Consider the following 19,146-nt stretch of genomic DNA (forward strand, 5'->3'; position numbering starts at 1 on the left):
GTGTTCAGAAGTGCATGGCGACGGCGTCGCTCACGCGGTAGTTTTCTTCGACCACCGGCATCCAGTGCCATTTGTCGAAGGTGGTGCAGGGGTGCGAAATGCCGAGGCCGACACGGTCGCCGACCACGGGGGCCTGCGTTTCTTCGGATGCATCCCATCGCAGGTAGGCGTGCTGGTCGTTGAGCGCGGTGATCTTCCAGCCCGCGGGCACGGCTTGCGCTTCGAGCATGCCGCGCGCGGCGCGAGCGATCGGCACCGGCATCGAAAGGTCGAACGATATGTCGCGCTTGCCGACGGCCAGAATCGCCAGGCCGGGCTCGGGCCGCGACTGCACGGTGGCCCACACTTCCATCGCGGGGCGCAGGCTCTCGCCGCAACCGCACCCCAGGCGCTCGTCCACCGCACTCACCATGCGCTTGTAGAAGCCGTGGTCGTGCGTGACATAGCAGCCCGAGCGCAGCAGGCCGCGCACCGGCGAACCCAGCACCGGCTTCAAGCGGCCGGCCACGAGGTCGAAGATGGCGGAGCCGCCGGCAGAGACCAGCACCTCGCCGGTTTCGAACAGCTGCTGCGTGTCGCAGTGGCGCGCGATGGCTTCCACGCGGTCCATCAGCGTGTTGGCGTAGGCCGTGTCGGGTTCGCTGGCACCGGTGGCGCCCTGCCCCTCGTAGGTCTCGATGCCCACGAGCTTGGCCGCATCGCTGGCGCGCAGCCGCGTGGCGAGCGCCACGGCTTCTTCGTGCGTACGGCAGCCGGTGCGTGCCCCTTCGACACCGATCTCGATCATGACCTCGAAAGGCACGCTTGCCGGATGGCGTTTCGCCCAGTCTTCGATCAGCGCAAGCTGCGCGAGCGAATCGACCAGGAACACGATGCGCAGGTCGACATGCGCCTGCAGCAGCATCTGGATGCCGGCCAGGTCTTCGTCGCTCACCACCTGGTTGGCGATGAGCGTGCGGCGCGCGCCGGCCGCCACGCCCACGGCGAGTTGCGTCACCGTGGCAAAGGTCAGGCCCCAGGCGCCGGCATCGAGCTGGCGCTGGAAGAGCTGCGGCGACATGGTGGTCTTGCCGTGCGGCGCCAGGTCGATGCCCCATTCGCGCACGCGCGACTGCATCCAGGCCAGGTTGTGCTCGAGCGCCTCGCGCTTGAGCACGGCCAGCGGCAGCGGCAGATCGCCGGCAAGCACGTTCCAGCCCGCGGCGCCGACTTCGCTTCGGCGGCGCGGCGGCTGGGTGCGCGGATAGCCCTTGAAGTTGCTGCCCAGCAGCGGGTCGTTGAAATCCTGGTCGGCGGCAGCGGTGGTGTCGGTCATGGTCATGCGGCAATGTTGGAGAGCAGCTCTTTTCGGATGCAGGCGCTGTAGTGTCCGGGAGAAATCTCGTCGAGCGGCGGCACCGTCTGCGCGCAGGCTTCGATGGCGTGCGGGCAACGGGTGCGGAACACGCAGCCCGAAGGCGGCGAGATCGGGCTGGGAATGTCGCCCTTGAGCGCGATGCGTTCGGTGGCCAGCGTCGGGTCGGGCTTCGGGCTCGCGGCCAGCAGCGCCTGCGTGTAGGGATGCGAAGGCCGCGCAAACAGCTCATCGGTGGTGGCCACTTCCATCACCTTGCCCAGGTACAGCACCACGACCCGGTCGCACAGGTACTCGACCACGTCGAGGTCGTGCGAAATGAAGAGCATGGTGAGGCCCAGGCGCTCGCGCAGGTCGGCCAGCAGGTTGATGACCTGCGACTGGATCGACACGTCGAGCGCCGACAGCGGCTCGTCGGCCACGATGAACTCGGGCTCCACAGCGAGCGCGCGCGCCACGCCGATGCGCTGGCGCTGGCCGCCCGAGAACTCGTGCGGAAAGCGGCTTGCATGCTCGGCGCGCAGGCCCACGGTTTCGAGCAGCTCGGCAATGCGCTTGTCGCGCGCCGCGGCGCCCCTGTGCAGGCCATGTGTGGACAGCGCCTCGCCGAGGATGGCGCTGATGCGCATCTTCGGGTTCAGGCTCGCATACGGGTCCTGGAAAATGATCTGCAGCTTGCTGCGCAGCTTGCGCATGCGTTCGCCCGAGAGCGCGCCGATGTCGTCGCCGCGGTAGAGCACCTGACCCTCGGTGCGTTCGATCAGGCGAAGCACGGTGCGGCCGATGGTGCTCTTGCCCGAGCCCGATTCGCCGACCAGGCCCAGCGTTTCGCCGGGCTGGATGGCAAACGACACGTCGTCGACCGCGCGTACCGGACGGTCGCTGCTGCCGAAGTATTTCTTGAGTCCGCGGACTTCGATGAGGGGGGCGGCGGTGGTCATCGTGGGGATGTTGTATTGGCTCCCTCCCCTTCCGGGGGAGGGTTGGGATGGGGGCTCTGGGCGGTGGAGACCGTCGCAACGACGGAACGGCCGCATGCCCCCACCCCAGCCCTCCCCCGGAAGGGGAGGGAGCAAGACAGGGGCAGCAGCGGGCGCCTCATGCGGCCCTCGCAAGTTGGGCGTCCGGCTGCACGCGAATGCAGCGTGCCTGGCGGCCCTCGCGGATATCGATCAACGGCGGAATCGCTTCCCTGCAACCCGGCAGCGCATGGTCGCAGCGCGGCTCGAAAGCACAGCCCGGCGGCGGCGCAAGCGGGCTCGACACCTGCCCGCGAATCGCGAACAGCCGCTTCGGCTTGGGCTGCCCCGGCAACCGCGCCTTGCCCGGGAGGCAGGCCAGCAGGCCCTGCGTGTACGGATGCTCGGGCTGCGCGAACAGCGGCCGCACGGGCGCGCTCTCGACCACGCGGCCGGCATAGAGCACCACCACGTCGTCCGCATGGTGTGCGACCACGCCGAGGTTGTGGGTGATGAAGAGGATGCTCATGCCCGTCTCGGCCTGCAGCCGCCGCATGAGCTCGAGAATTTGCGCCTGGATGGTCACGTCGAGCGCGGTGGTGGGCTCGTCGGCAATCAGCAGCGTCGGGTCGCACGCCATGGCCAGCGCAATCATCACGCGCTGGCGCATGCCGCCCGAGAGCTGGTGCGGGTACTCGTGGATGCGCTGCGCCGCCGCCGGAATCTCGACCAGCTCCAGCATGCGCAGCGCATGGGCCATGGCCGCCTTGCGGTCGAGGCCCTTGTGCAGTCGCACGCTCTCCGCAATTTGCTCGCCGATGGTGAAGACCGGGTTCAGGCTGGTCATCGGCTCCTGGAAGATCATCGACAGCTGGTTGCCGCGCAGGCTGCGCATCTCGCGTTCGCCGATCTGCAGCAGGTCGAGCGTCTTGCCTTCGCGCGTGACGAAAGAGGCCGAGCCGCTGACCTGTGCGTTCGCGGTCTTGGGCAAGAGGCGCATCAGCGTGAGACTGGTCACCGACTTGCCCGAGCCCGATTCGCCCACCAGCGCCGTCGTCTTGCCGGGCTGGATCGAGAAGCTCACATCGGCCACCGAGCGGATGAGGCCGTCTTCGGTGGGAAAGCTGGTGCTCAGGTTGCTCACCTGCAGACGCGGTATGTTCGTGGCGTTCGTCATCACAGCGTCTTCTTCAGTTTGGGGTCGAGCAGGTCGCGCACGCCGTCGCCCAGCAGTTGCAGCGAAAGCGCAGTGAAGATGATGGCGAGCCCCGGAAACAGCACCACCCAGAAGGCCTGATGCGCGTACTGCTGGCTGCCCGCGACCATGGTGCCCCAGGTCGGAATCTCCGGCGGCACACCGACGCCGAGGAACGAGAGGCCCGCCTCGGCCAGGATGGCGTAGGCGAAGATGAACGACACCTGCACGAGGATCGGCGACATCAGGTTCGGCAGGATGTGCCGCCACAGGATGCGCGAGGTGCGCACGCCCAGCGCGCGCACGGCTTCGACGAACAGCAGCTCCCGCACCACCAGCGTCGAGGCCCGCACCACCCGCGCCACGCGCGGCGTGTACACCAGCACCAGCGCGAGCACGGTGTTGATGAGCGAAGGCCCGAGGATGGCCACGAGCGCAATGGCAAGCAGGATGTCGGGGAACGACATCATCGCGTCGACCACGCGCATCAGCGGCGTGTCGAGCCGGCGGAAGAAGCCGGCCATCAGGCCCAGCACGGTACCGGCGATGACCGAACCCAGCGCAGTGAGCGCCGCGATGGCGAGCGAGTAGCGCGCGCCGTGAACGATGCGCGAGTACATGTCGCGGCCGAGCTCGTCGGTGCCCAGCAGGTGCTCGGCGCTCGGACCTTTCAGGCGCTGCAGCACCGCCGTGTCGTTGGGATCGATGGAGGCGAACAGCGGTGCGCCGATGGCGAGCACCGCAATCACCAGCAGTACCAGTGCGGAGACCATCACGATGCGGCGATGCATCAGCTGGCGGAGCATTCGGGGCATTTGCATGTTGTTGTTGCTCTCAGACCTTCACGCGCGGATCGACGACGGCGTACAGCAGGTCAATGGAGAAATTGATGAGCACGTAGATCGCGGCGATCACGAGCAGTGCGCCCTGGATCACTGGGTAGTCGCGCCGGAGCACCGCGCTCACCACGAGGTTGCCGACACCCGGGAGGCCGAACACGGTCTCGGTAATGACCGCGCCGCCGATCATCAGCGCCACCGTGAGGCCGATCACCGTGACGATGGGCACCAGCGCATTGCGCAGCGCATGCTTGAGCACAACCGTGCTTTCGCTCAGGCCCTTGGAGCGCGCGGTGCGCACGTAGTCTTCGCCGAGCACGTCGAGCATCGAGGCACGCGTGAAGCGGATGATGAGCGCCGAATTCAGCAAACCCAGCACCGTGGCGGGCAGCACCAGCGCGTGCAGCCGCTCGGTGAACGGCGCATCGGGCGCGCCGTAGCCCGACACCGGGAACCAACCGAACGACACGGCAAAGATCTGAATGAGCACGATGCCGAGCCAGAAGCTCGGAATGCTGGCGCCGAGCATCGCAATGCCCGTGAACAACTGGTCGACCACGCGCCCGCGGAACACCGCCGAGACGATGCCGCACGGCACGCCGATGAGCGCGGCAATGGCCACGGCCATCAACGCGAGCAGCGTGGTGGGCTCGGCGCGCTCCCACAGCGCCTGCGTCACCGGTCGCTGCAGAAAAATCGAGGTGCCGAGGTTGCCTTGCAGCACTTCGCGCAGCCAGTAGCCAAACTGCACGGGCAGCGGCTTGTCGAGGCCGTATTCCTTCTGCACGCGGGCGATGTCGGCCGCGGTGGCCTGGTCGCCCAGCAGCACCGAAACCGGATCGCCCGAGGCCGCGCGCGTGAGTACGAAGACGAGCACCGCCACGATGGCGAGCACCACCAGCATGCCGGCGGCGCGGGAGGCGATGTAGCGGATCATGGGGTGCAGTCTTGTCGAGCCGATGCGAAAGCGGACGGCTCCATTACTTGATCCGGGCGTTCCAGAAGAAGGGCCAGGTGGCCGGCTGGTAGTTGTCCAGCGCCGGGCTCTTGGCCGAAAGGCCGTTGAACTTGCCGACGTTGATGTACGGCACTTCTTCGTAGACCACCTGCTGCACCTTGCCCCACAGCGCGCCGCGCTTGGCCGGGTCGCTTTCGACATTGAAGGCCTGGAGGGCGGATTTCTTGGCGGGCGTGTCCCACCAGCCGGGCGCGCCGTCGCCGAGTTGCGGCGGCGAAAGCATCGGCTCGGGGAATTGGCCCGAGTGCGTCACGTAGATGTCCCACAGCTTCGCGTCGTTGCGGCGCTGCACCAGCGTGGCCCAGTCGACCACGTTCAGGTCGACCTTGAAGCCGGCACGCTTGAGCTGCTCGGCCATCAGCAGCGACATGTTGTAGTGGAAGTCGTACTGGCGGCTGGTAAGCACGCGGATCGGCTCGCCCTTGTAGCCGGCCTTGGCCGCGGCCTCCTTGGCCTTGGATGCGTTGCGCTCGTTGTAGAGCGTGGTGCCGGCGGTCGAATAGAACGGCGAGCCCTTGGGGAAGTGGTTGCCTTCGGCCACGAAGAAGCGCGTGTCGCCGAAGCCGGCCGCGAGCATTTCGCCTTCGCCGAGCGCGGACTGGATCGCCTGGCGCAGGGCCTGGTTGGCGGCCACGCCTTCCTTGGTGTTGAGCACGAGATACGGAAAACCGAACGACGGCGTCATGATCGGCACGGTTTTGCCGCCCGACTTCTCCAGGCGCGGCAGGGCTTCGACCGGCAGCAGGTCGGCAAAGTCGTACTGGCCGGCCAGGGCGCCTTCGACGCGCGTGCTGGCGTTGGGCACCGGCACGAAGCGCAGCTCTTCGATGGCGGCTTCGCGCTTGCCGCCGTAGCCGCTTGCCGGCTCCTTGCGCGCCGCGTATTTGTCGAAGCGCGTGAGCAGCACGAACTGGTCGGGGCGGCGCTCCTTGAACTTGTAGGGGCCGGTGCCGACGAAATCCTTCAGCGGGGATGCGATGGAGTCCTTGGCCATGATGGCCGCCATGCCACTGGGCAGCGCGAGCTGCGAGAGCAGCGGCGCATACGGCGCCTTCAGCACGATCTCCACGCCCAGCGGGCCCTTGGCCTTGAGGCTCTCGATTTCCTTGCCCACGGCCTTGCCGCGCGGCGACTGGTCCATCCAGCGCTGCAGGCTGGCCACCACGTCGTCGGCATTGAGTTCGCGGCCGTTGTGCAGCATCACGCCCTTGCGCAGGGTAATGGCGTAGGTCTTGCCGTCGGCCGAGATCTTCGGCATGGTCTCGGCCAGCATCGGCACCACGTTCCACTTGGCGTCGAAGGTGTAGAGGGTCTCGTACACGTGCTGCATGATGGTTCCGACCAGGTCGGCCGTGGAGGCCATCGGGTCGAGCGTCTGCGGCTCGGCGACCATCGCCAGCGTGGCGAAGTTGCGCGGCCCCTGGGCTTGGGCCTGCTGGTGAGGCAGCGCGGCGCACAGCAGCGCGAGCAGGGAAGCACCCAGCAGGCTGCGCTTCGACAGGTGCGGCAGGCGCTGGACAAGACCGGCGTAAGGCATGGGGGACTCCTTCATGGGGCGGGCAGGTTGTGAAAGAAATTTTCTTTTCGGCCCGGACTTTGAAGCAGTATTCATGCCAAATCATCCGTGTTAACCCTTGATTCAAGGGTTTTCTGAAACTAATTTTCAGATTGGATCGATACTTGCGATCCTCTTTTCTTCTTTTCTCACTTCAGGAGTTTCCCCATGCCGCTCGAATACCTCGGTGCCCCGCCCGTCGCCTCGGACCGCCAGGCCCGCCCCTTCTCCCCGGCCGTGCGCGCCGGCGATTTCGTCTATGTGTCGGGCCAGGTGCCCGCCAATGCCGAAGGCGAGATCGTGGTGGGCGGCATCGAGGCGCAAACGCGCCAGGTGATGGAAAACCTGAAGAAGGTGCTCGCGCTGGCCGGCGCCACGCTCGACGACGTGTGCAAGAGCACCGTCTGGCTACAGGACGCGCGCGACTTTGGTGCCTTCAACCGCATCTACATGAGCTACTTCGGTGAAAACAAGCCGGCGCGCTCGACCACCGAGGCGCGCCTGATGGTCGACGCCAAGGTAGAGATCGACGTCGTGGCCTACAAGCCCAGGTAATCGGCCCCGGCAGCTGCTACAGCAGCTCGGTCTTGCGCTGGATGATGCGCGAGACCAGCCCGTATTCGACCGCCTCCGCAGCCGAGAGCCAGCGGTCGCGCTCGATGTCGGCCAGCACCACATCGATCGGCTTGCCGGTTTCGCGCGCAATTTCGTGTGCGATGCGATGGCGGGCCTTGATGATCTCCTGCGCCTGGATCGCGATGTCGGTCGCCTGCCCGCCCGCGCCGCCGCTCGGCTGGTGAATGAGAAAGCGCGTATTGGGCAGGCACACGCGCCGTTCGCGCGGTACTGCGAGGTAGAGATGCGTGGCGGCGCTGCCGACCCATCCGGTGCCGATCATGTTCACCGGCGCGGAAATGAAGCGCACGATGTCGTGAATGGCATCGCCCGATTCCAGGTGGCCGCCCGGCGAGCTCACCAGAATGTCGATGGGTTTGTCCTGGCTGTCGGCGTCGAGCGCGATGAGCCTGCGCGTGACGTCGGCGGCCACCGAGTCGGTGATGCTGCCGAAGATCAGCAGCGTGCGCGACTTGAAGGCTTTCTCTTCCAGGTAGGAATTGCGCGGCTCCGCGGTGGCGGCGGGCGTGGTGTCGTCGTCGGTTTCCATGATCAAGAAGCACTCCTGTGATTGAACGGCATCTTGCCGAACAGACAGACAGTTTCGCCGACATCGCATTCGCCGTGGCAAGCGGCATCAACTCAACCCGCCAGCCGTCCCGCCACCAGTTGCAGCACGCGGTCGCAGCGCCTTGCGAGTTCCTGGTCGTGCGTGACCATCACGAAGGCCGTGCGGTGCTTGTGCGCGAGTTCGATCATCAGCGCAAACACGGTGTCGGCCGTGTTGCGGTCGAGGTTGCCCGTGGGCTCGTCGGCCAGCACGCAGGCCGGTTGCGTGACCAGCGCGCGCGCAATGGCCACGCGCTGGCGCTCGCCGCCCGAGAGCTCGGCCGGCCGGTGATGCAGGCGCTCGCCCAGGCCCACGCTTTCGAGAATTTTGGTGGCCGCCGCCGCCGCTTGCGCGGGTGCCATGCGCCGGATCTTGAGCGGCATTGCGACGTTGTCGAGCGCGCTGAACTCGGGCAGCAGGTGGTGAAACTGGTAGACGAAGCCCAGGTGCTGGTTGCGCAGCCGCCCCTGCTCGGCCGCGTCGGCATGCGCGATGTCCTTGCCGAGCAGTTCGACCTTGCCCGCCGTGGGCCCGTCGAGCCCGCCCATCAGGTGCAGCAGCGTGCTCTTGCCCGAGCCCGAGGCGCCGACGATGGCCAGCGTTTCTCCGGCACGCACGTCCAGGTCGACGCCGTGCAGCACGGTGAGGTCGATGCGCCCTTCGTGAAAGCGCTTGGTGAGGCCGCGCGCCTTCAGCACCACGCCGTTCCCCGGCGTGGCGGTAGCTTGTTGTTCACTCATAGCGCAGGGCCTCGGCGGGGTTGACGCGGCTGGCGCGCCAGCTCGGATACAGCGTGGCCAGGAAGGCCAGGACCAGCGAAATGATGGCAATCGGCATGATGTCGCTGCGCTGCGGATCGCTCGGCATCTTGCTGATCAGGTAGATGTCCTTGGGCAGGAAGCTCGCGTGGAAAAGCCGCTCGAGCGCGGGCACGATCACGTCGATGTTGTAGGCAATGCCCAGCCCCAGCAGCAGCCCGGCCACGGTGCCGATAACGCCGACCATGGCACCCTGCACCACGAAGATGCCCATGATGCTGCGCGGCGAACTGCCCAGCGTGCGCAGAATGGCGATGTCCGCGCGCTTGTCGGTCACCGTCATCACCAGCGTGGACACCAGGTTGAAGGCCGCCACCGCCACGATGAGCGTGAGGATGATGAACATCATGCGTTTCTCGACCTGCACGGCCGCGAACCATGTCTTGTTCTGGCGCGTCCAGTCGCGAATGAGGAACTGGCCCGGCAGCGTGACGGCCATCTGGTCGGCCACGTCGCGCGCCTCGTTCAGGTCCTTGAGCTTGATGCGGATGCCGGTGGGCCCGTCGAGACGGAACACGCGCTGGGCGTCTTCCGCGTGAATCATGGCCAGCGCCGAGTCGTATTCGTAGTGGCCCGAATCGAAGGTGCCGACCACGGTGAACTGCTTGAGCCGCGGCACCACGCCCGCCGGCGTGACTTGCCCGCCCGGCGCCACCAGCGTGACCTGGTCGCCCGGCTGCACGAAGAGCGAACGCGCCAGCTCGCCGCCGAGCACGATGCCGAACTGGCCCGGCACCAGTTTGTCGAGCGTGCCCTTCTGCGCCGTGCTGTCGATGTCGGTCACCTCGGGTTCGAGCTTGGGCACGATGCCGCGCACCAGCGTGCCCTTCATGTCCTCGCCGCGCGCAATGAGCGCCTGCGTGGCAATGAAGGGCGCCGCGCCGATCACCTCGGGGTTCTTGCGCGCGGCCGCCATGATGGCGTCGATGTCGGGCAGGGCCTGGCCGTCGCGCGAAAGAATCTCGATGTGCGAGACCACGCCGAGCATGCGGTCGCGCACTTCTTTCTGGAAGCCGTTCATCACACTGAGCACAATGATCAGCGCCGCCACCCCCAATGCGATGCCGAGCATCGACACGCCCGAGATGAAGGAGATGAAGCCGTTGCGCCGTGTTGCCCGGCCTGCGCGCGTATAGCGCCAGCCGAGCTGCAGTTCATAAGGAAGTCGCATATATCCTGGTTATTCCAACGCGCTTCGCGCGTCCCACGACGCTGGGGGGCGTTTCATCCCGGGATTGTGGCATCCCGGACAATGGGGAAATGGCCGAACCTCTCCCACGTCACCTGTTGATCCCCTTTGCCGGCCGCGGTTCCCCGGCATGCCGCGCGGCACTGCCATCGCTTCGGCTGCCCAATCTCGAGGCCCTGCTCTCCCGGCTTTCGCTCGCGCAGACCGATACGCAAGACGAAAGCACGCGCTCACCGCCCCACGAACGGGCGCTGGCGGGGGCGCTGGGCATTTCCGCACCCGACGGCTGCATTCCCTGGGCTGCGCTGGAAGCCAGGCAGGCCGGCATCGCCGGGCCCGGCGACCGCGAAGGCTGGGGCCTCGTTTCGCTGTGCAATTGGCAAGTGGGCATCGACGACGTGGTGCTGGGCGACCCGGCCGCCATCGAGATCGACGCCGCCGAATCGGCCGCGCTGCTGGCCGCCGCACTTCCTTTCTTCGAGGAAGACGGCATTGCGCTGCACCCCTCGCCCACGCCAGGCCGCTGGCTTGCGCGCGCGCCTATCTTCAACGGCCTGGCAACGGCATCGATCGACAGGGCCGTGGGCCACCCGATTTCGCAGTGGTCGCCATTGGCCGAGGCCGCACGGCCGCTGCGCCGCCTCCAGAACGAAATGCAGATGCTGCTCTACACCCAGCGCGTGAACGACGACCGCGCCGCCCGCGGCGTACCGCCTATCAACTCTTTCTGGCTCAGCGGCACCGGCGCGCTGCAGGCGGAAATACCTTCGTCCGCCGCGCCCGAGCCGACAGTGAGCGACGCGCTGCGCATAGCCGCGCTGCGCGACGACGGCCCCGGCTGGGCCGAAGCGTGGCAGGCACTGGATGCGGGCGCCGTCGCCGGCCTGCTGGCCGACTACACCGCCGGTGCCGACGTGACGCTCACGCTGTGCGGCGACCGCGCGGCGCAATGCTACGCGGTGCAGCAGCGCGGGCTGATGGGCTGGGCCCGGAGCCTGTTCGACCGGACGCGCGCCGCCACCGTGCTCGAGGCCCTATGAAAATCATCGCAAGGGAGATTCCGCCCCGCTCGGTCTGGGCGCTGGAGCAGGCCGGCGTGCACCCTCTATTGGCCCGCCTCTTCGCCGCGCGCGGCGTGCTGGCGAAGGACGAGCTCGACGACGGCCTGGCGCGCCTGCTGCCGCCGGACACGCTGCACGGTACGCGCGAGGCCGCGGTGCTGCTGGCCGATGCCATGGCGCAGGGCAAGCGCCTGTGCATCGTCGCCGACTACGACTGCGACGGTGCCACCGCCTGCGCCGTCGGGGTGCGAGGCCTGCGCCTGCTCGGCGCAAAAAACGTGAGCTACCTGGTGCCCGACCGCGTGGTCGACGGCTACGGCCTCACGCCGCCCATCGCCGAGCGCGTGGCCGACAGCGGTGCCGACATGCTGATTACCGTCGACAACGGCATTGCCAGCGTCGAGGGCGTGGCCGCCGCCAAGGCGCGCGGCCTGCAGGTGCTGGTGACCGACCACCACTTGCCCGGCCCCGAACTGCCGGCCGCCGATGTGCTGGTGAATCCCAACCAGCCCTGCTGCGGCTTCGAGAGCAAGAGCATTGCCGGCGTGGGCGTGATGTTCTATGTGCTGCTGGCCCTGCGCTCCGAATTGCGCACGCGCGGCATCTTCACGGCGGCCACGCAGCCCAAGCTCGACGTGCTGCTTCCGCTGGTGGCGCTGGGCACGGTGGCCGACGTGGTGAAGCTCGACGCCAACAACCGCCGCCTCGTTGCGCAGGGCCTTCGGCGCATTCGCGCCGGCGCGCTGCCGGCGGGCATTGCGGCGCTGTTCAAGGCAGCCGGACGCAACGCCGCGGTGGCCACCACTTTCGATTTCGGCTTTGCGCTCGGCCCCCGCATCAATGCGGCCGGCCGGCTCGCCGACATGACGCTGGGCATCGAATGCCTGCTGACCGACGATGCGGGCCGCGCCGACGAACTGGCGCGCATGCTCGACGGCATCAACCGCGAGCGGCGCGACATCGAGGGCGGCATGCGCGACCAGGCGCTGTTGCTGGCCGAATCGCTGTTCGGCCCCGCGACCGACGGCAGCGAGGCACCGCCGGCCGCCATCAGCGTGTTCGATGCCGACTTTCACGAAGGTGTGGTCGGCATCGTGGCCTCGCGGCTCAAGGACCGCTTTCACCGTCCGACCTTCGTGTTTGCCGCGAGCGGCGCGCCGGGCAAGGAGCATGAACTCAAGGGCTCGGGCCGGTCGATCCCGGGCTTTCACCTGCGCGATGCACTCGACCTGGTGGCCAAGCGCCACCCGGGCGTGCTGCTGCGATTCGGCGGCCATGCGATGGCGGCCGGCTGCACGGTGGCGCGGGAGAAATTCGAGGTGTTCGAACAGGCGCTGGCCGAGGTGGCGCACGAGTGGCTCGATGCGGCCACGCTGACGCGCCGCCTCGACACCGACGGGCCGCTGGCACGCGAGTACATGCGCATCGACCTGGTCGACACGCTGCACCGCGAGGTATGGGGCCAGGGCTTCGCGCCGCCCACCTTCAGCGAGGAAGTGGAGGTGGTGTCGCAGCGCCTCGTGGGCGAAAAGCACCTGGCGCTCAAGCTGCGGCACCAGGGGCAGCCGGTCGACGGCATCTGGTTCGGCCATACCGAGCCGCTGCCCGCGCGCGTGAAGTTGGCCTTCAGGCTCGACGCCGATGAATGGCAGGGCGTGCGGCGCGTGCGCTTCCTGGTCGAGGGCGCGGAAATCTAGCTCGCCCCGGGGTGGGCGTATCGCACGACACGGCGGGCGTGCATTCGGGATGGATTCCTACGCAGGCCAGGCAGCGAAGTTTTACGGTGGTCATTCACATGAGGAGCCCAGGCACCATGAAATCGACCACTGCATCACCCGCAAGATCAACCAAGTCCGGAGGGACGGCCCACACGGCGGCGTCCAAACACCGTGCGGTTCAGCGTGCACAAGACGCGAAAGACGGCAGCGCAAAGCCCGCCGCCAAGAAGTCCGGCCAGCCTGCGCAAGCAGGGCCGCGGCCCCAGCCGGCCAACCCCATGCCGGCACAGCATTTGAGCAAGCCCGGCCTGGAAGCCGAGATGGCCCTGCGCCCCCGCTTCGAGGCGCCGGACTACCAGGGCAGCGGCAAGCTCGAAGGCATGGCGGCACTGATCACGGGTGGCGATTCCGGCATCGGACGCGCCGTGGCGCTGCTCTATGCCCGTGAGGGCGCCGACGTGGCCATCGCGTACCTGGAGGAAGACGAGGATGCCGAGGAAACGCGGCGCTACGTCGAGGCTGAAGGTGCGCGCTGCCTCGTGATCAAGGGCGACGTCTGCGACCCTGCTTTCTGCCGCGAGGCGGTCGACAGGACGGTCGAAGCATTCGGCAAGCTCGACATCCTCGTGAACAACGCGGCCTTCCAGTTGCACGCGGACTCGATCGAGGACATTACCGACGAGCGCTTCGACCTGACGCTCAGGACCAATGTGTTCGGCTACTTCCAGATGGCGCGCGCCGCGGTTCCGCACCTGGGCCAGGGCTCGTCGATCATCAATACCGGCTCGGTCACCGGTCTGGAGGGAAGCGCGCACCTGCTCGACTACTCGACCACCAAGGGCGCGATCCACGCCTTCACCAAGTCGCTCGCCAGCAACCTTTTGCCGAAGGGCATCCGCGTGAATGCGGTGGCGCCGGGGCCGGTATGGACGCCATTGAACCCGGCGGACAGCCCGCCTGAAAAGGTGAAAGACTTCGGCAAGAAGACCGACATGCATCGGCCGGCGCAACCCGAGGAACTGTCCCCCGCTTATGTGTTCCTGGCCGCTCCGTGCTGCGCCAGCTACATCACGGGCATTGTGTTGCCGATCACAGGCAGCGTGGGTGCCGTCTGAATGCCCCCAGGAGTTTCTGCAATGTCCTGGAGCGTGGCACGTCCCGCATGAGTGGCGGCACCGAGATGGCAAGCAACAATGCCGCGAGCGGCACCACGCACACAAAGCCGACGTAGCTGAAGCCGAGCGCACCGACAACGCCGCCCAGCACGAACATGCCGATCAACCCGCCCGCCGCCTGCATCCGGCGGCGGTTGTGGCGCACCATCGCACGCGCGGGCGTCGCATGGCGGTTCCAGTAGAGCAGCTTTCCCAGCTCCATGCCCAGATCGGTGATGTTGCCTGTCATGTGGGTGGTGCGGATGCTCCCTCCGGAGGTCTTCGAGCCGACGGCGTTCTGCAAGCCCATGATGAACGAAAGCAGCAGCACGGTGAGCGGCACGGCAAACGGGGTGGGCCATGTCAGCGTAATGGCTCCTATCAAGCCGAACGGAAACATGAGCGCGGCCTCGAGCAGCAGCGGTACCGCATAGACACTGCGCAAGTGGTGCTGGCGGCCCCAGTTCACGAGAATCGCGCAAACGGCGGCGCCCGAAACGAAGGCCAGAATGGCGCCCAGCGCGTTCAGCAGCAGCTTGGTGTTGCCCAGCACCAGCCCGTCGGCGAACTGCGACGCAAAGCCCGTCATGTGCGAGGTGTACATGTGCAGCACGAGGAATCCGCCCGCATTGACCGCGCCGGCGTTGAAGGCCAACAGCAGGCCGAGCACCCGGTTCGTGGAAGGGGCGCGGTGCCGGTGGGTAAGAAAGCGGAGTCTGCGCATCAGCGTGCAACTTGCGTTTCGACTCTAGCACCGGCAGGAACGGCCACGACGCTGCGTACCATGGTTTTCATACAGCCCAACCTGAGGAATGTGCTGATTACACTTTGCACCGGCCTGCGTTGTGCATGCGTGTTCACATATTCAAAGGTTCCAATGAAAGTCCCAGCTCTTCTGGTGGCCGCCGCGCTCGTCGCGGCTGCCCTGCCCGCCGCGGCGCAGGTTTCGGTCAACATCAACCTGCCCCTGGTTCAGGTTGCGCCTCCCGCGCCCCGGTATGAGCCCATGCCGGGCCCCAGGGCAAGCCAGGTGTGGGTGCCGGGACACTGGCAATGGAACCAGCGCGCCTATGTCTGGCGTGCCGGCTTCTGGCAGGCCGCACGGCCGGACTACGCCTATGCGCCTGGCCGCTGGGTTCAGGCGGACGGCGGGTGGCGATGGATGGAAGGCAACTGGCGCCGCGCGGAGAGGCCTCGCCACGCCGACCATGGCGGGGACCACGGCGGCGGCGGACACCCGCACTGCCCTCCGGGACAAGCCAAGAAAGGCCGTTGCTGATCTCTGTCAGCCGCCAAAAAATGAAAAAGGGGCGAGAAATCGCCCCTTTTTGCTTGCCGGCCAAGGCGAATGCCTTTCCGGGATCTTCTTCGATATGGTGCCGCTTGTCGGAATCGAACTGACGACCTTCCGCTTACAAGGCGGGTGCTCTACCAACTGAGCTAAAGCGGCACGAATCCTGGGATTTTAGCGGTGCGGAACCGGCCTACTTCACGCGCTTGAGCGACGGGCGGCTGCCGCCACCCATCGGAGGGCGCGGCGGCTCATCGGTGGGGTCGATGGACGAACCGGCGTCGTCGCCGGCATCGACCATTTCGTCCGCATCTTCACCCGTTACCAGGTGAACGATCTTGCCGGCATCGCCTTCGGTGCCGCGCGATGCATCGCGCAGCGGCATGCGTGCGGGCCCCTGGGGCGCGTGCGCGGCCTCCGGGGATCCGCCGCCGCCCTCGGCACCGCTGCCCGCGGCCACAGGCGCCGGGAAGGCCATGCCCTGCCCGTTTTCACGCGCATAGATCGCAATCACCCGGCCCACAGGCACGATGATTTCGCGCGCGCTGCCGGCAAACCGGGCCTTGAACTCGATGAAGTCGTTGCCGAGCTTGAGCGAACTGGTCGCGTCGAAGCTGATGTTCAGCACGATCTCGCCGTTCTTCACGTATTCGCGCGGCACCTGGACGGTGTCGTCGACCTGCACCGCGACATAGGGCGTGAACCCGTTGTCGGTGCACCATTCGTACAGCGCCCGGATGAGGTACGGGCGGGTGGAGGACGACTCGAGCGCGTTGATCATGAAAGACAGCGGAGAACGGTTGACGCAGTTTTACTTGCGCATGACCTTTTCGGAAGGCGTCAGTGCTTCGATGTAGGCCGGACGCGAGAAGATGCGCTCAGCGTACTTCAGAAGCGGCGCCGCGTTCTTGCTGAGGTCAATGCCGTAGTAGTCCAGGCGCCAGAGCAGCGGCGCAATGGCCACGTCGAGCATCGAGAAATTGTCGCCCAGCATGTACTTGTTCTTGAGGAACACGGGTGCAAGCTGCGTGAGGCGATCGCGGATGTGCGAGCGGGCCTTTTCGAGCGCCTTCTCGTTGCCCTTGGCGGTGCGGTTCTCGAGCGTGGCCACATGCACGAACAGTTCCTTCTCGAAGTTGAGCAGGAACAGGCGCACGCGCGCGCGGTCGACCGGATCGCCAGGCATCAGTTGCGGGTGCGGAAAGCGCTCGTCGATGTACTCGTTGATGATGTTCGACTCGTACAGGATCAGGTCGCGCTCGACCAGAATCGGAACCTGGCCGTACGGGTTCATCACGCTGATGTCTTCGGGCTTGTTGTAGAGATCGACATCGCGGATTTCGAAGTCCATGCCCTTCTCGAACAACACGAAGCGGCAGCGGTGGGAAAAGGGGCAGGTCGTTCCTGAATACAAGACCATCATGGCGAGAGACTCCTAAAAATCAAAAAGAGTGGGTCGCGTTGGCAACCCACTCTGCGGGACCGCACGCACGAGGCGCGCAGTCGGCGTGGACGGAACTACTTGACGTCTTTCCAGTACGAGGCGTTCAGTCGCCACACGAAGACCAACGACACGAGGAGGAACAACAGCACCCACACACCGATGCGGATGCGCGTGTTCTGTGCAGGCTCGGCCATCCATTGCAGGTAGCTCACCAGGTCGCCGACGGCATTGTCGAACTGCAACGGCGTCATGGTGCCGGGGGTGACTTGCTCCCAGCCCTTGAACACTTCGGTTGCATGGCCGTGCTGCTCGACCTTGGTGTAGACCGGGCGGCGTTCGCCCTGCAGTTCCCACAGCGGATTGGGCATGGCAACGCTCGGGAACACAAGATTGTTCCAGCCGGTGGCCTTGGTGTCGTCGCGGTAGTAGGTGCGCAGGTAGGTGTAGAGGTAGTCCGCACCCGTGCCGCCATGACCGGCGCGCGAACGCGCCACCAGCGTCAGGTCAGGGGGGATCGTGCCGAACCAGTCCTTGGCCTGGCGCGCGTCGATGTTGGCCTTCATGGTCTCGCCGACCTTGTCGGTCGAGAACAGGAGGTTGTCCTTGATCTGCTGCTCGGTAATGCCGATGTCCTGCAGGCGGTTGTAGCGCATGAAAGCCGCGGAGTGGCAGTTCAGGCAGTAGTTGACGAACAGCTTGGCGCCGTTCTGCAGGGAGGCCACGTCGGTGGTCTTGTTGGGCGCCTTGTCCCAAGCCAGGCCGCCGGACTCGGCCGATGCGACCGCGGAAAAGGTCAGGCCCAGTGCCAGACCCACAACCGCGAGCCAGCCAGAAATGCTTTTCTTCATCGTGTTTCTCTCGAGCTCTCTTGGGCTTCTCAATGGGCGGCGAAGGTCACGCGGTCAGGCACGGGCTTGAACTCGCCCTTGCTGCTCCACCAGGGCATGAGCAGGAAGAAACCGAAGTAGAAAAGCGTGCCGATCTGGGAGATGGTTTGCGCGATGTCCAGCGCGAACGAACCGATGACCAGGCTGCCCCAGACGCCGGGCGCCTGGATGCCCAGGTAGCCCAGGATCAGGAAGAGGAACACGAAGACGCCGTAGACATACTTGTGCCAGCTCGGGCGATAGCGGATCGACTTGACCTCGCTCTTGTCGAGCCATGGCAGGAAGAACAGGATGATGACCGAGCCGCCCATCACGACCACGCCCCAGAACTTGGCGTCGAAGGCCTTGAGCAGGAAGATGGCCACGGCCGCCACGACGACGATCGCGATCTTCAGCGCGGTGCCCGACTTGCCCTTGACGAAGTTCAGGATGGCTGCAGCGCCGATGATCAGCGCGAACACGTTGACCATGTCGTCGGTGGTTGCACGCAGCATCGAATAGAACGGTGTGAAGTACCAGACCGGAGCGATGTGGTTCGGCGTCTTGAGCGAATCGGCCGGAATGAAGTTGTTGTACTCGAGGAAGTACCCGCCCGCTTCCGGCGCGAAGAAGATCACGGCCGAGAAGATCGTGAGGAACACCACCACGCCGAAGATGTCGTGCACCGTGTAGTACGGGTGCGACGGAATGCCGTCGAGCGGATGGCCGTCGGGACCGCGATTGGCCTTGATTTCGATGCCGTCGGGGTTGTTGGAACCCACTTCGTGCAGCGCGATCAGGTGGGCCACCACGAGGCCGAGCAGCACCAGCGGCACGGCAATGACGTGGAAGCTGAAGAAGCGGTTGAGCGTTGCGTCGCTCACCACGTAGTCGCCGCGGATGAGCAGCGCCAGGTCAGGACCGATGAACGGGATGGCGGCGAACAGGTTCACGATCACCTGGGCGCCCCAGTAGCTCATCTGGCCCCAGGGCAGCAGGTAGCCCATGAAGGCTTCGGCCATCAGGCACAGGAAGATCGCGCAGCCGAAGACCCAGATCAGCTCGCGCGGCTTGCGGTAGCTGCCGTACATGAGGCCGCGGAACATGTGCAGGTACACCACGATGAAGAACGCCGAGGCGCCCGTCGAGTGGATGTAGCGGATGAGCCAGCCCCAGGGCACGTCGCGCATGATGTACTCGACCGAAGCGAACGCCTGGTTCGCATCGGGCTTGTAGTGCATCACGAGGAAGATGCCGGTCACGATCTGGATCACGAGGACCAGCATCGCGAGCGAACCGAAGATGTACCAGAAGTTGAAGTTCTTCGGCGCGTAGTACTTGCCCCACTGGTCGTTCCAGAGCTTGGTCAGCGGGAAACGGTTGTCGACCCAGTTGAGAAGCTTCTCGCCGGCGGGCGCATTGGGGGAAATTTCGTGGAATTCAGCCATGTTCTTCTTCTG

The 19,146-nt window shown here is 66.1% G+C and carries 19 protein-coding genes and 1 tRNA gene; 5 read left to right on the top strand and 15 right to left on the bottom strand.

Annotated elements, in window-relative coordinates:
* Positions 1-4: 4 nt before the first annotated feature.
* From ABIC94_RS23030 to ABIC94_RS23055, 6 genes are all read right to left on the bottom strand, one after another.
* Positions 5-1,321, bottom strand: a complete 1,317-nt coding sequence (locus ABIC94_RS23030; protein WP_436318084.1) for an amino acid deaminase — start codon at positions 1,319-1,321, stop codon at positions 5-7.
* Positions 1,318-2,295, bottom strand: coding sequence for an ABC transporter ATP-binding protein (locus ABIC94_RS23035; RefSeq protein ID WP_354375302.1), 978 nt, complete (start codon positions 2,293-2,295; stop codon positions 1,318-1,320). Before ABIC94_RS23035 ends, ABIC94_RS23030 begins: the two co-directional genes overlap by 4 nt.
* A gap of 157 nt (positions 2,296-2,452) precedes the next feature.
* Complete coding sequence (locus tag ABIC94_RS23040) at positions 2,453-3,490, bottom strand: ABC transporter ATP-binding protein (RefSeq protein WP_354375303.1); 1,038 nt, start codon at positions 3,488-3,490, stop codon at positions 2,453-2,455.
* Positions 3,490-4,329, bottom strand: a complete 840-nt coding sequence (locus ABIC94_RS23045) for an ABC transporter permease (protein WP_093020034.1) — start codon at positions 4,327-4,329, stop codon at positions 3,490-3,492. The genes ABIC94_RS23040 and ABIC94_RS23045 overlap by 1 nt, the downstream gene beginning before the upstream one ends.
* Positions 4,330-4,342: 13 nt before the next feature.
* Entirely contained in the window at positions 4,343-5,284 is a 942-nt protein-coding gene (locus ABIC94_RS23050) for an ABC transporter permease (protein ID WP_354375304.1), read from the bottom strand.
* A 43-nt stretch (positions 5,285-5,327) separates the two neighbouring features.
* Positions 5,328-6,902, bottom strand: coding sequence for an ABC transporter substrate-binding protein (locus ABIC94_RS23055; RefSeq protein WP_354375305.1), 1,575 nt, complete (start codon positions 6,900-6,902; stop codon positions 5,328-5,330).
* Positions 6,903-7,088: 186 nt separating this feature from the next.
* Here ABIC94_RS23055 and ABIC94_RS23060 point away from each other — a divergent pair, with 186 nt between their 5' ends.
* Positions 7,089-7,475: a RidA family protein gene (locus ABIC94_RS23060; protein WP_354375306.1), complete on the top strand. Its 387-nt coding sequence runs from the start codon at positions 7,089-7,091 to the stop codon at positions 7,473-7,475.
* Positions 7,476-7,491: 16 nt separating this feature from the next.
* On the opposite strand, the gene ABIC94_RS23065 is transcribed toward ABIC94_RS23060, so the two are convergent.
* From ABIC94_RS23065 to ABIC94_RS23075, 3 genes are all read right to left on the bottom strand, one after another.
* Positions 7,492-8,085, bottom strand: a complete 594-nt coding sequence (locus ABIC94_RS23065) for an ATP-dependent Clp protease proteolytic subunit (RefSeq protein ID WP_354375411.1) — start codon at positions 8,083-8,085, stop codon at positions 7,492-7,494.
* A 92-nt stretch (positions 8,086-8,177) separates the two neighbouring features.
* On the bottom strand, positions 8,178-8,885 hold the full coding sequence (gene lolD, locus ABIC94_RS23070; protein WP_354375307.1) for a lipoprotein-releasing ABC transporter ATP-binding protein LolD: 708 nt from the start codon (positions 8,883-8,885) through the stop codon (positions 8,178-8,180).
* Positions 8,878-10,134, bottom strand: coding sequence for a lipoprotein-releasing ABC transporter permease subunit (locus ABIC94_RS23075; protein WP_354375308.1), 1,257 nt, complete (start codon positions 10,132-10,134; stop codon positions 8,878-8,880). Before ABIC94_RS23075 ends, lolD begins: the two co-directional genes overlap by 8 nt.
* 89 nt (positions 10,135-10,223) lie before the next feature.
* Between ABIC94_RS23075 and ABIC94_RS23080 the strand changes: the two genes are divergently transcribed.
* The 3 genes from ABIC94_RS23080 (at position 10,224) to ABIC94_RS23090 (ending at position 14,046) form a co-directional block, all read left to right on the top strand.
* Positions 10,224-11,192 carry a hypothetical protein gene (locus ABIC94_RS23080; RefSeq protein WP_354375309.1) on the top strand — a complete coding sequence of 323 codons (969 nt, stop codon included), beginning with the start codon at positions 10,224-10,226 and terminating at the stop codon, positions 11,190-11,192.
* Complete coding sequence (gene recJ / locus ABIC94_RS23085) at positions 11,189-12,910, top strand: single-stranded-DNA-specific exonuclease RecJ (protein WP_354375311.1); 1,722 nt, start codon at positions 11,189-11,191, stop codon at positions 12,908-12,910. The genes ABIC94_RS23080 and recJ overlap by 4 nt, the downstream gene beginning before the upstream one ends.
* Before the next feature lie 116 nt (positions 12,911-13,026).
* On the top strand, positions 13,027-14,046 hold the full coding sequence (locus ABIC94_RS23090; RefSeq protein ID WP_354375312.1) for an SDR family oxidoreductase: 1,020 nt from the start codon (positions 13,027-13,029) through the stop codon (positions 14,044-14,046).
* On the opposite strand, the gene ABIC94_RS23095 is transcribed toward ABIC94_RS23090, so the two are convergent.
* Positions 14,021-14,809: a YoaK family protein gene (locus ABIC94_RS23095; protein WP_354375313.1), complete on the bottom strand. Its 789-nt coding sequence runs from the start codon at positions 14,807-14,809 to the stop codon at positions 14,021-14,023. The two genes, ABIC94_RS23090 and ABIC94_RS23095, sit on opposite strands and share 26 nt — an antisense overlap.
* A 153-nt stretch (positions 14,810-14,962) precedes the next feature.
* Here ABIC94_RS23095 and ABIC94_RS23100 point away from each other — a divergent pair, with 153 nt between their 5' ends.
* Positions 14,963-15,364 carry a hypothetical protein gene (locus tag ABIC94_RS23100; protein WP_354375314.1) on the top strand — a complete coding sequence of 134 codons (402 nt, stop codon included), beginning with the start codon at positions 14,963-14,965 and terminating at the stop codon, positions 15,362-15,364.
* A 95-nt stretch (positions 15,365-15,459) separates the two neighbouring features.
* Here the strand turns inward: ABIC94_RS23100 and ABIC94_RS23105 are convergent.
* From ABIC94_RS23105 to ABIC94_RS23125, 5 genes are all read right to left on the bottom strand, one after another.
* A tRNA-Thr gene (locus ABIC94_RS23105) sits at positions 15,460-15,535 on the bottom strand.
* 34 nt (positions 15,536-15,569) lie between these two features.
* A complete protein-coding gene (locus ABIC94_RS23110) occupies positions 15,570-16,157 on the bottom strand; it encodes a ClpXP protease specificity-enhancing factor (protein WP_354375315.1) in 588 nt (195 codons plus the stop codon).
* Between the two features lie 30 nt (positions 16,158-16,187).
* Positions 16,188-16,799, bottom strand: coding sequence for a glutathione S-transferase N-terminal domain-containing protein (locus ABIC94_RS23115; protein ID WP_062473683.1), 612 nt, complete (start codon positions 16,797-16,799; stop codon positions 16,188-16,190).
* Between the two features lie 95 nt (positions 16,800-16,894).
* On the bottom strand, positions 16,895-17,668 hold the full coding sequence (locus tag ABIC94_RS23120; protein ID WP_354375316.1) for a cytochrome c1: 774 nt from the start codon (positions 17,666-17,668) through the stop codon (positions 16,895-16,897).
* Positions 17,669-17,697: 29 nt separating this feature from the next.
* Positions 17,698-19,134, bottom strand: coding sequence for a cytochrome b (locus ABIC94_RS23125; RefSeq protein WP_354375317.1), 1,437 nt, complete (start codon positions 19,132-19,134; stop codon positions 17,698-17,700).
* Between the last annotated feature and the right edge of the window lie 12 nt (positions 19,135-19,146).

Origin of the sequence: Variovorax paradoxus (assembly GCF_040544635.1) — a bacterium.
GTDB lineage: Bacteria > Pseudomonadota > Gammaproteobacteria > Burkholderiales > Burkholderiaceae_C > Variovorax > Variovorax paradoxus_R.